Annotated in this window: 9 protein-coding genes and 2 pseudogenes; 2 read left to right on the top strand and 9 right to left on the bottom strand. The window is 61.5% G+C overall.

Annotation, left to right across the window (positions count from 1 at the left end):
• The 3 genes and pseudogenes from ACRXB1_RS19555 to ACRXB1_RS19545 all read right to left on the bottom strand — a co-directional run.
• A pseudogene (locus tag ACRXB1_RS19555) lies at positions 1-322 on the bottom strand (ABC transporter permease); the annotation flags it as partial.
• Between the two features lies 1 nt (position 323).
• Positions 324-1,946 (bottom strand): sugar ABC transporter ATP-binding protein, encoded by a 1,623-nt coding sequence (locus tag ACRXB1_RS19550; RefSeq protein ID WP_062002042.1) that lies wholly within the window; start codon positions 1,944-1,946, stop codon positions 324-326.
• A gap of 145 nt (positions 1,947-2,091) precedes the next feature.
• The gene (locus tag ACRXB1_RS19545) at positions 2,092-3,066 is read right to left on the bottom strand and encodes a sugar ABC transporter substrate-binding protein (protein ID WP_062002041.1); all 975 of its coding nucleotides are present in this window, start codon (positions 3,064-3,066) and stop codon (positions 2,092-2,094) included.
• 258 nt (positions 3,067-3,324) lie between these two features.
• Between ACRXB1_RS19545 and ACRXB1_RS19540 the strand changes: the two genes are divergently transcribed.
• Positions 3,325-4,197 (top strand): LysR family transcriptional regulator, encoded by an 873-nt coding sequence (locus ACRXB1_RS19540; RefSeq protein ID WP_062002040.1) that lies wholly within the window; start codon positions 3,325-3,327, stop codon positions 4,195-4,197.
• A gap of 32 nt (positions 4,198-4,229) precedes the next feature.
• On the opposite strand, the gene ACRXB1_RS19535 is transcribed toward ACRXB1_RS19540, so the two are convergent.
• From ACRXB1_RS19535 to bla, 5 genes are all read right to left on the bottom strand, one after another.
• Positions 4,230-5,369 carry an MFS transporter gene (locus tag ACRXB1_RS19535; protein ID WP_062002039.1) on the bottom strand — a complete coding sequence of 380 codons (1,140 nt, stop codon included), beginning with the start codon at positions 5,367-5,369 and terminating at the stop codon, positions 4,230-4,232.
• A complete protein-coding gene (locus ACRXB1_RS19530; protein ID WP_449492932.1) occupies positions 5,366-6,157 on the bottom strand; it encodes a DeoR/GlpR family DNA-binding transcription regulator in 792 nt (263 codons plus the stop codon). Before ACRXB1_RS19530 ends, ACRXB1_RS19535 begins: the two co-directional genes overlap by 4 nt.
• A gap of 100 nt (positions 6,158-6,257) precedes the next feature.
• Positions 6,258-8,165 (bottom strand): putative bifunctional diguanylate cyclase/phosphodiesterase, encoded by a 1,908-nt coding sequence (locus ACRXB1_RS19525; protein ID WP_449492931.1) that lies wholly within the window; start codon positions 8,163-8,165, stop codon positions 6,258-6,260.
• Between the two features lie 203 nt (positions 8,166-8,368).
• Positions 8,369-8,869 carry a lysozyme inhibitor LprI family protein gene (locus ACRXB1_RS19520; protein ID WP_449492930.1) on the bottom strand — a complete coding sequence of 167 codons (501 nt, stop codon included), beginning with the start codon at positions 8,867-8,869 and terminating at the stop codon, positions 8,369-8,371.
• 24 nt (positions 8,870-8,893) lie between these two features.
• Entirely contained in the window at positions 8,894-9,799 is a 906-nt protein-coding gene (bla, locus tag ACRXB1_RS19515; RefSeq protein WP_449492929.1) for a class A beta-lactamase, read from the bottom strand.
• 113 nt (positions 9,800-9,912) lie between these two features.
• Here bla and ACRXB1_RS19510 point away from each other — a divergent pair, with 113 nt between their 5' ends.
• Positions 9,913-10,788, top strand: a complete 876-nt coding sequence (locus tag ACRXB1_RS19510) for a LysR family transcriptional regulator (protein ID WP_449492928.1) — start codon at positions 9,913-9,915, stop codon at positions 10,786-10,788.
• On the opposite strand, the pseudogene ACRXB1_RS19505 reads toward ACRXB1_RS19510, so the two are convergent.
• Positions 10,783-10,935 (bottom strand): annotated as a pseudogene (locus ACRXB1_RS19505) (response regulator transcription factor); the annotation flags it as partial. The gene ACRXB1_RS19510 and the pseudogene ACRXB1_RS19505 sit on opposite strands and share 6 nt — an antisense overlap.
• Between the last annotated feature and the right edge of the window lie 128 nt (positions 10,936-11,063).

Raw genomic sequence — 11,063 nt, 5'->3', positions numbered from 1 at the left:
TCCAGTGCCATTGCAGCGCGGCGACGCTGGTCAGCGCAGCGCCGAGCGCAAGCACCGATCCCACCGACAGGTCGATGCCCGCAATGATCAGCACGAAGGTCATGCCCACCGACATCACCACGAGATCGGGAATCTGGTTCGCGATCGTGCTGAAGGTATCGTAGGTGAGGAAGTGCGAGCTCAGCACGGAGAAGAGCGCGATCATCGCGATCAACGCGCCGAGCAGGCCCAGGTAATTCGAGAACCCGAGCCGCGTGCCGATCGGCTTTGCGCTTTTTGGCGGCTCCGTCTGCGTCTTCGGGGTAGTGGTTTGAGTTGTCATCCTAGTGCTCCGTGATATGTGCGTCTGGCTTTCTTGTGTCTGGTACGTGCGTGTCCGGCTCGGCAGGTTCGCTGAGAATCTTATCGCGGCCGGCATAGCCCGCGAACGCTGCCGCGAGCAGCGCATCCTGCGACCAGTTATCGCGTTCGAAGACGCCCGTCATGCGTCCCGCCGACATTACACCGATGCGGTCGCAAATGAGCATTAATTCGCGCAAATCGCTCGATACCACGACCAGCGCGCGGCCTTCGCGGGCTTGCGCGCCCATCAATGCATAAATGTCGAATTTGGCGCCGACGTCGATACCGCGTGTGGGTTCGTCGAAGAGCAGCACCGTGCAGTCGCGTGCGAGCCAGCGCCCGATCACAACCTTCTGCTGATTGCCGCCCGAGAGTTCCGAAACGGGCTGCGCCGCACTCGATGTACGGATGCGCATCGCGGTGATCTGTTTTTGCGCCAGTGCGTTTTCGCGTTTTGCGTCGACCACGCCGTGCCTGGATACCGCGCCGATATTGCCAAGCGAGATATTCGCGGCGATAGGTTGGGGCAGCAACAGGCCTTCGCCCTTGCGGTCTTCGGTGATCAGTGCGATACCCTGGTTCACGGCATCGGACGGCGACTTGACGTTGACTTTCGCGAGCGTGCCGCCGTGGCGTGCAACGAAAACCTCGCCGCTATCCGCCCGATCCGCGCCATAGATCAGGCGCATGAGTTCGGTGCGTCCCGCGCCGATCAGCCCGCTGATGCCAAAAATCTCGCCGGCCTTCACTTCAAACGATACGTCGCGCACTGCGTGGCCGCGCGTCATGCCTTGTACCTTGAACGCGGTCGTACCGATACGGCGTTCGCCGAGATCGATGCGCTCGCCAATATCGCGTCCGACCATCAGCGTGACGATCTTGTCGCTGCTCAGATTGTGCATTGCGTCAACATGCACGAGTCGGCCGTCGCGCAAGATCGCTGCACGTTCGGCCACACGCGCGAGTTCTTCCAGCCGATGCGAGATATACACGAGCGCTACACCGCGCGCCTTCAGGCGGTCGACTTGCTCGAACAACAGGTCGACTTCACGCGCTGTCAGCATGGCGGTGGGTTCATCGAGGATCAGGACGCGGCAATCGCCAATCAGGTTGCGCGCGATCTCGACCATCTGCTGATGACCGATACCCAGCTCGCCCACGAGCGTGTCCGGATCGATTGCATCGAGACCGACCTGCGCCATGGCGTGATGTGCGTCCTCACGCAGCTTCGCGCGATCGATCCAGCCGAGGCCACGTTGAGGCAAGCGGTTCAGGAACAGGTTTTCTGCGACCGACAGCGTGGGCAGCAGGTTCAGCTCCTGCATGACCATGCGCACGCCGAGCGCTTCGGCGTCACTACGGCTTGCCGGTGCGTACGCAGCGCCCGCAAGCTGCATGGAGCCGGTGGTCGGCGTCACGAGACCGCTGATGATCTTCGACAACGTGCTTTTGCCCGCGCCGTTCTCGCCGGTCAGCGCGAGCGCTTCGCCGGGACGCAGATGCAGCGACACATCCATGAGCACCGGCTCGACATAAGTCTTGCCAATGCCGTGTATGGTCAGCACCGGAGGCGCATCGGCGGAAGGGACGATTGGACTTGGCATCGTTTTAGAAAGACTGGAAGGTGCTTGATGGTGAATCCGGAGCGCGGTGCGTCGGGACAGTTAAGGCGTGGAGTCGTGCCGCAGGACACACGTTTGTCCTGCGGCTCGCCATGATGGCGATGACTCGTGAAGCGTGACGCGAGCGTTACTTCTTGCCTGTGACCAAATCGACAGGCGTCTCGACAACGCTCGACAAGTCCGACTGCTTCTGATGCGTCGACAGCGCCTTCAGCGCAGTATCGATACCGAATACCGCTTGTTTTGCAGCGTATTGGTCGGCCGTGGCGAGCACGCGGCCATCGGCGAGCATCGGCTTGATGGCGTTGATGTTGTCGTAACCCACGACCTGCACCTTGCCTGCCTTGCCCGCTGCGCGCACAGCCGATACCGCGCCGATCGCCATGTTGTCGTTGCCGCACAGCAGCGCCTTCACATTCGGGTTCGCGTTCAGGATTTGCGATGCCACCGCATTGCCTTTATCGATTTCCCAGTCGCCCGATTGCAATGCAACGACCTTCACGCCCGCAGCTTGCATGGCTTGCTTGAAACCTGCCGTGCGCTGCTGCGCATTCGTGGTGGTCGAAACGCCTTCGATGATGCCGACTTCATCGCCCGACTTGAGCTTCTGCTTGGCCAGGTATTCACCCACCTGACGCGCGCCCTTGGCGTTGTCCGGACCCACGAACGGCACGTTCAGGTTCTTGGACTTGAGCACGTCGGTGTCAAGCTTGTTGTCGATGTTCACCACGATGATCCCGGCATCGACCGCTTTCTTGATCACCGGTACCAGCGCTTTCGAGTCCGCCGGCGCGATCACGAGGGCATCGACTTTCGACACGATCATCTGCTCGACAATGCGGATCTGGTTGGCGGTATCGGTTTCGTCCTTGATGCCGTTCGTGATCAGCGTGAACTTGTCGGTGTTGTGGGCTTGATAGTCCTTGGCACCGGTTTCCATCGTCAGGAAAAACTCGTTCGCGAGCGACTTCATCACGAGTGCGACGGTGGGTTTTTTGGCTGCTTGAGCGAATGCCGATGAAACGGGCAAGAGCGAGGCGGCGGCAAACACCGCGGTTGCGGCGAGTACGCGGCGTCGAGCTTGATTGTGCTTGCGGGTCATAAAGTCTCCGGAGTCCGCTCTTCGGTCTACCGGGTGGCAGCCGCGAGTCGTTTGGTCATTGCGTAGTTGAAACGCGCGAGATTGACGAGTTAATCAATCTGAAAGGAAAGTCCTGATGACGTTTCCTCTGGCGCGGAGTATCTGAAAGACCGCTCCCGGTGCTTGTTTAGTTCAAGCGAGGGTGGTCTATCGAGGTCTAATGCTATCCTCGCGAATAGCGATATGCTACCTCTAAAATTGAAAGCGGGCGTTTCGAATATGGAACACGTCGACTGGGACGATCTGCGCATTTTGCTGGCCATCGCGCGTGAAGGCACCATGCGGGCTGCGGCTTTGGCGTGCGATCTGAGCGCCGCGACGCTCTCGCGCCGGCTGACCGAACTCGAAAGAAGACTAGGTGAACCCCTGATTGACCGCGTACCTTCCGGCTGTACGGTGACCGTGTTCGGGCAACAGGTCCTGACCTGGGCCGAGCAAATGGAAATCCTCGCGCATCAGATCGAGCGCGCCGGCGACGTCACCGGTTCTCATGGTCTTGAGGGCACGGTCAGGATCAACGCCGTCGAATGGATGTCCTACATCCTGATGAAGCTGCTCGGCTCCTTCCAGGAAAGATTCCCGGGGCTGGCTATCGAAGTGCTGACGTCGCAACGCCCTTATAACCTTGCGCGTCGTGAGGCGGACATTGCCATCTGGTCGGAATGTCCGGAGGAAGGCGACCTGTATGTCCGGCGCATCGGCAAGGTGCGCTTTGGTTTGTACGCATCGCGTGATTATTATCTGCGTCACAAGGTGGCGATCAAACGGCGCGAGTGGAACAAGCTCTCGTTCGTGGGATACGACGAGCGGCGTGGCGATCATCCGGCGGCGCGATGGCTGAAGACCTTGCCGGGCGCGCCGGAACCGAGCCTTCGATGCAGCTATGTCCTCGGCGTCTTCGACGGCGTGCTTGGAGGCTCGGGGCTGGGTGTGCTCGCGCAACTCGCGGGCGACACCACCAGTGACCTCGTTTGCGTCGAACCGCATATTCGCGAGCTTGATCAGGACGTATGGATGGTGCTGCATCCCGCCCTGCGCGGAAGCGAGCGCATACGTGCGGTATCGAATCTTGTCGCGGATATTTTTCGCTGAATTCCTCGGCCTGACGCACTAGTCGTCAAGGGCTAGGCGGCTGCGCTCCTGACTGCTTTGCCGCCTAGCAGGCAAACAACGAGCGTGGCTATAACGAGCGCAAACAGCGCAAGCCGAAGGCCAAGGAACCCCGCTGCAAATCCAATCATCGGCGGACCGACCAGGAACCCGGCGTAACCCGCGGTTGCCGCCATCGAGACCCCGACTGCGGGCGTCGATGTCGATCGTCCGGCTGCGCTGAAAATGACCGGGACGATGTTCGCCAGTCCAATACCTACCAGCGCAAAGCCCACGCAAGCGGTGACCACGTTCGGGTATCCAAGCACCAGGGCAAGCCCAAGCGCTGCGATCAGGCCACCGATTGCAACCACTGCACTCGATCCGAGCCGGCGCACGGAGACATCGCCGACAACGCGGCACGCCGCCATTGCAAAAGCAAACGATGAATAACCCAACGCCGCGGCGCTCGCTTGTGTATCGAGTGCGGAGCGCAGGAACACCGCGCTCCAGTCGGCAACCGCTCCTTCGACCAGCATGCAGAGAAACGCGAGGCCGGCGAGTTTCATCACCGCGCCGCTAGGCAGCACGAACCCGCTCGCCGCTTTCTGCACCCGCGGTCCAATATCCCTTAGCGCAAAAACGGCGGCGGCAAGGACAAGCATGGCGATGACTGCATCGGGAATCAGAAGGCCGCCCATCGTGCCGATGCCGTTCACCTGGAGCGCGGCGCCCGATGCCGCACCGAGCAAACCGCCCACGCTCCACGCTGCGTGAAAGGACGACATGATCGGCGCGTGCCATTCGCCTTCAATGGCGCTGGCGTGTCCGTTCATCGATACATCCAGTGCGCCGTTTGCCGCGCCCAGGACAAAAAGCACCGCGCAGAGGACCGCGAAGTCGGGTACGAATGCGGGCAAGGGCAGTGCGATCACGAACGCAATGCCGAGGAACGCCGTGACGCGTCCGCTGCCAAAACGCGGTGCGAGGCGGCCGGCGAGCGGCATGGCGACGATCGCGCCCAGGGCGAACGCGAATAGTGCCAGTCCCAGCGCGGTGTCGCTCAGGGACAAGGCCTCCTTGATGCGCGGAACCTCGACGGCCCACGCGCCGATCCCAAGTCCGTTGGCGAGAAATATGGCGGTTGTGGCGATACGTTCGGAGACGGGTTTCATCGCGCCACCATCACGTTGCCGCAAAGGTTTTCAAATGCACCAAGGCGTTCGGCGGGGACATCCGCTTCCAGGATCAGGTGGTCGATGCCCGACGCAGGCGCTACAAAATAAGGTGCTGCAGTCATCAATTTCTCCGATGTCATTGCTATGGCGACTTGCCCACTCGCTTTTACCATTGCACGTTTCAGTTCGGCATCCTCAGCATCGAACGCGGCGACGCCTTCAGTGGTATCGATCGCGCACGCGCCCAGAAAGCACAGGTCCGCCCTGATTTGCTGGACCTGCAGCAACGCGGTGGCACCGACCGCTCCGGCGCCGCGCGGACTCATGCGCCCACCAACCAGGATTACATCGATACCAGGACGATCCATCAGCCGCGAACAGGCATCGGGGGAGTTCGTCACGACTGTGAGATCCGCGTTATCGGGCAACGCAGCGGCGATCGCGACGTTGGTCGAGCCGGCGTCGAGCAAGATGATCTGCCCCGGCCGGACGATGCTCGCCGCCAATGCCGCGAGCACTGCCTTGCGATCGCCGGCTTCGCGCAGACGCGTTGAACCGGCAGTCGATGCCGGCGATATCAGCAGTGCGCCGCCATAGACGCGCTTGCAGTGGCCGGCATCGGCGAGGTCGCGCAGGTGGCGGCGGATGGTGTGCTCGGATGTGCTGAATTCTGCTGCGAGGTCTGCGGCCAGGACGCGGCCGCTTGAGCGCAGGCGTTCGAGTATCAGCTCGGCACGTTCGTCGGGGAGAAGGGCGTCGGTGGCGTCGCGGCGGGTTCTTTGCATTGGTTGCTCGTTGTCTCGAATCGATCAAGAATGAGCGTAATGTAGCGTAAACGAGCAAGAGAGGGCAAATTTTTTGACGGCCTTGAAAACGGGTGCGGAATTAAACGGTTACTCCTGCAATCCTTTCCCCCCGTTCCGGCCGCCCCAGGAAAAACCCCTGCGCACTCGTGCATCCGCAACCCCGCACGAACGCAAGCTGCTCATCGGTCTCGATCCCTTCCGCCGTCGTCGGAATCCCGAGTTCCCTCGCGAGCGCCACGATCCCGCGCACGACCGCCGCCGATTCCCTCCGATGCACCGATTCCCGCACGAACGAGCTATCGATCTTGAGCGTATCGAAGGAAAAGCGGCACAAGTTCGATAACGTCGAAAACCCCGTGCCGAAATCATCGAGCGCCAGGCCGATACCCATTGCACGAAGCCGTTCCACGTTGCGGCGCGTCGGGCCGTCGTCGCTCATCAGCACGGTTTCCGTCACCTCGATATTCAAACGCGAGGGCGCCATATCGTATTCGCGAAGCACCGATGCCACCAGGTCCGCGAACGTCTCCTCGCGCAACTGGACCGGCGACACGTTCACCGCGACGACCACCGGTTCGCGCCATCCGGCCGCTTCCTCGCATGAGCGCCGCAGCACCCATTCGCCGAGCGGCAGGATCAGCCCCGTGCGTTCGGCAATAGGCACGAACGTGGTGGGCGGCAACTCGCCGCGCGTGGGATGGGTCCATCGGACGAGGGCTTCGCGGCCAGTCGTGGCACCGCTCGCGAGATTCACGATCGCCTGATATTCCATGCGCAAGCCACTGCCGAAAGCCTGAAGCGCGCCTTCGAGATCGCTGCGCAAGAGGCTCAGGCTGTCATCGGAGGCGTGCGCCTGAGCATCGAAAACTGCAAACGCACTTTTGCCGCTGCGCTTGACGGCATAAAGCGCGCGGTCCGCGCAGATCAGCAACTGCGGTCCGGTGTCGCCATGCTCGGGGTACTGCGAAATGCCGACGCTGGCGCCAATGCGCACGAGCGCGTCATTGAGCACGAACGGCCGGGCGAGCGTCTTTACAATCTGGTCGGCGAGCAGGCGGACCTCTTCGCTTAGAGACGCATCGTTCGATATGGCGACGAACTCGTCTCCCGCCAGACGTCCGACAATATCGCCCTGGCGTAGCACCGCCCGCAAACGTCTCGCCGATTCCTGCAGCACGAGATCGCCGGCGGCGTGGCCGAGGCTATCGTTGATCGCCTTGAAACCGTCCAGATCGATAAGCAATACGGCAAACGATCCGGGGCGCAGCGCGGGTTCGGCGTCGGTACGATTGAGCAGCAACTCGCTGATGCGCGCACGGTTGGGAAGACCCGTCAGGCTGTCGTGGCGCGCAAGGCGGTTGCTGGTTTCCTGCGCCCGCAGCATGGCGACCGTGTCCTTGTTGCTGCGCAGTGCGACCGTGAAAAATCCTGCGGCACAGAACGGCGCCTGGAACAGCAGCACGATCTTTCCCGATCCGGGCGACATTGCCGCGCCCAGGCCGAGCAGCGCAAAGATGACAGATATCTGGATCATCACGAGCCGCGGCGTGCCGGCATTGCGCCCGGCCAGTCCACCGACCACGCCGACCGCGCAGACGTTGCCCAACAGAAAGAGCGTCTGGTCGCCGCTGATGTTGCAAAGCAGCGCGCCGAGTCCGAGGAGCGCGCTCCACACAATGCTGGCGACAAGGAAAAGCGACGTAGGGGTAGGTTCGTTGCGCTCGCTGCGCCTGCAGCAAACCGCGATCAGCAACAGCCGCGCGGCCAGAACCACGAGCACGGCCAGCGTCCAGGCCAGGTAGCCCGCGCCCGGGTAGAGATATAACGCCGTCAGACAAACGCTGAGCTCGCAAATCGATGCCATGACAATCGACGTTGTCCTGGTGAAAAGATTCGAGAGCAGGACTTGCCGGTTGTCGGCGCTCAGGTCTTGAGCGGATCCTACGAGCCATTTGAAAAATGGCGACTGCGGTTCGCTGAACGCCATGGAGTGCGCAATGTATGGTGGTTATATGGTTATCGGCGCGACTGGCTTTTTCTGTTGCGAATTATCACGTGAATTGCGCGTTTCGCTGAGATAAATCTATCCTGACGTATATGCAAGGCGTGGTTGGCTGCGAAGAAGAAACAGATCATGGCGGCTTGCAAACGGCAAAACGGCCGTTGATGAACGGCCGATTTGCGGTTATGTCACGGCTCTCCGACTGACATCACGCCCAGATAGGACTCCAGTCTCAATGCGCGGTCGCGCGTGAGGGACATGCCTTCGTCTTCCTGCATCGGGACGTACATCGTGCCCTGGCGCGTTGCGAAAATTGCCGATTGCGTCGCCAGTTCGGCATCGCGGAAAGTCAGCCAGGACCGCTGCGAAGCCTTCAGCTTTTGTGCGGGCACGGCCGGAAGCGTCTTCAGCAGGCGCTGATACGCCACGTTCAATCGATGATCAAACGCCTTGTAGGCGACCGAATAACAATCCGACATGTCCGCGGTCGAGATGGTCTTCGGATTGTTCAGGCACGCGTCCAGCGCGTCGGATGTCTTGTCCCTGGGTTCTGCGGACGCGGCGAAAGCCGATGTTGCTGTTGCCGCGCAGAGGCACGAAACCAGGAGCAGCGGGGCGATCCATCGGCCGGGTTCATGAGAGAGCTTGTTGATCATCGAAGCGGGTCTGTTGACATGAAGAGTCGCCATTGTGCCGTGCATTTCATGTCGGTCTTAAAACGACGACACAACCAGTCCGCCAATATCCGCAATCGCCGCTTCCCTGCGAGCGTTTTGCGCGCTCGTTTGTGTCAGATAAGCCGTGACGAGCAGCGGCGCGCGTTTGGGCGGCCAGATGATCGCGATGTCATTGGTCGAGCCGTGCGACCCTGTGCCGGTTTTATCGCCGACGCGCCAGTCCTTTGGCAGCTTCTCGCGAATGCGCTTCGCGCCGGTCTTGTTCGCGATCAGCCAGTCCCGCAACTGAGCGCATGAACTCACCGACAACCGGTCCGTCAGCAGCAGCGTGCGCATATTGGCGAGCATGGCGTTGGGGGTGGTGGTATCGCGCGGATCGCCGGGCGTGCTTTCGTTGAGCGTCGGTTCGTTGCGGTCGAGGCGCGTTTGCGTGTCGCCCAACGTCCGCACAAACGCAGTCAGCGCGGCCGGTCCGCCGAAGCTCGCGAGCAGCAGGTTGGCGGCGGTGTTGTCGCTGAGTGTGATCGCAGCTTCGCATAGCGCGGCAACGCTCAAGCCCGCGCTGTCGGCGTGGTGTTGCGTGACTGGCGAGTAATCGACCAGATCGCTCTTCGAATAGACGATCTTCCGCTTCAGGTCTTCCTCGCCCTTGTCCACGCGCGCCAGTACGAAACCGGCGGCGAGGAACTTGAAGGTGCTGCACATGGGAAACGCTTCGTCGGCGCGCAGTCCGGCGTGGGCGCCTGAACCCGTGTCCAGGACCGAGACACCGAGCCGGCCACTGGTGCTCGCTTCGATCCGCGCGAGCCGTTTGCTTATCTTGTCCGCTAGACCGGCGCCATCGCTATCTGCGGCCATCGCCCATTCTCCAAACGATGCCGCCACAACACCAGCTAGGGACGCGCCCGCAAGAGCGCCCGTGAATATCCGCCGTGTAACCATTGATCCTCCATTCGTGACGTGAATTGAGCGCTCAATATCGACGGTTTGGATCGCACTGACAAACGATGATAAATTGACGCGCACCCAAGAAAATCTAATGGATCGGCTAAATCATGCGGCCTTATCTCCCTCTGAACGCCTTGCGGGCGTTCGAATCGTCCGCGCGGCATCTGAGCTTCACGCGCGCCGCGCTCGAACTGAATGTCACGCAGGCGGCGGTCAGCCAGCAAGTGAGATCGCTTGAAGAACGGCTTGGCACGACGCTCTTCAAGCGCTTGCCGAGGGGCCTTGGGATCACAGACGAAGGCCTCGCGCTGCGCCCGGTCCTGACCGATGCGTTCGATCGGATCGAAGCCGTCCTCAAGCAATTCGATGGCGGCCATTTCCACGAGGTGCTGACGGTCGGCGCCGTCGGCACCTTCGCGGTCGGCTGGCTGATGCCGCGCCTTAAGTCGTTCCGCGCGGCGCATCCGTTTATCGAACTGCGTTTGCTCACGCATAACAACCTGGTCGATCTGGCAACCGAAGGGCTGGACTTCGCGATTCGTTTCGGCGACGGCACATGGCCGGGTTCGGTCGCGACCAAGCTCTTCGACGCGCCGCTTGCCATCTTGTGTTCGCCGGAGATCGGACAGCGGCTCGATCGGCCCGAGGCGCTTGCCAACGAGACGTTGTTGCGCTCGTATCGTGTCGATGACTGGACGCGCTGGTTCGCCACCGCCGGCATTGCGCCGCGAACGCTGCGCGGTCCCGTATTCGATTCGTCGCGATTGATGGTGGAAGCAGCCATGCAGGGCGCGGGCGTGGCGCTCGCGCCCGCCGTGATGTTCGAGCGCGAACTGAACATGGGCAGTCTCGTTCGTCCGTTCAGCGTCGAGGTGAACGCGGGCAGTTACTGGCTGACATCAGTGAGAGGAAAAAGCATGACACCCGCCATGCTTTCCTTCAGCAACTGGATTGCCGGCGAAGTCTCGACGGGACACTCATAAGAAACCCATGCCCGATGCCTTGAGCGTGGCGGCGGCGCGCGTCGAACACTCGAGCTTGCGGAATACGCTCTCCACATGCGTGCGTACGGTGCTCGGGCTCAGTTCGAGTTCGCGCGCGGCTTCCTTGTTGCTCGCGCCACGGCTGATGGATCATCTCCGAGACCAGCGCCGGCAGGGTCAACGCAACCACTTGCGGGATCTCGATGTGCCACAGGGTCTGGTGCCGCGTGAGGTTGAACGTCTTTGCGGCCTCGATCTGCCCGCGTGGAATCGCG

This window comes from Caballeronia sp. M23-90 (assembly GCF_053574605.1).
The sequence above is the reverse complement of the archived record's forward strand: the minus strand, read 5'-3'. Positions and strand labels throughout refer to the sequence as shown.

Coding starts and splice junctions, on each gene's coding strand:
- ACRXB1_RS19540 (WP_062002040.1), top strand. CDS start 3,325: ATGGAACACGTCGACTGGGACGATCTGCGCATTTTGCTGGCCATCGCG.
- ACRXB1_RS19530 (WP_449492932.1), bottom strand. CDS start 6,157: ATGCAAAGAACCCGCCGCGACGCCACCGACGCCCTTCTCCCCGACGAA.
- bla (WP_449492929.1), bottom strand. CDS start 9,799: ATGGTTACACGGCGGATATTCACGGGCGCTCTTGCGGGCGCGTCCCTA.
- ACRXB1_RS19550 (WP_062002042.1), bottom strand. CDS start 1,946: ATGCCAAGTCCAATCGTCCCTTCCGCCGATGCGCCTCCGGTGCTGACC.
- ACRXB1_RS19545 (WP_062002041.1), bottom strand. CDS start 3,066: ATGACCCGCAAGCACAATCAAGCTCGACGCCGCGTACTCGCCGCAACC.
- ACRXB1_RS19520 (WP_449492930.1), bottom strand. CDS start 8,869: ATGGCGACTCTTCATGTCAACAGACCCGCTTCGATGATCAACAAGCTC.
- ACRXB1_RS19525 (WP_449492931.1), bottom strand. CDS start 8,165: ATGGCGTTCAGCGAACCGCAGTCGCCATTTTTCAAATGGCTCGTAGGA.
- ACRXB1_RS19535 (WP_062002039.1), bottom strand. CDS start 5,369: ATGAAACCCGTCTCCGAACGTATCGCCACAACCGCCATATTTCTCGCC.
- ACRXB1_RS19510 (WP_449492928.1), top strand. CDS start 9,913: ATGCGGCCTTATCTCCCTCTGAACGCCTTGCGGGCGTTCGAATCGTCC.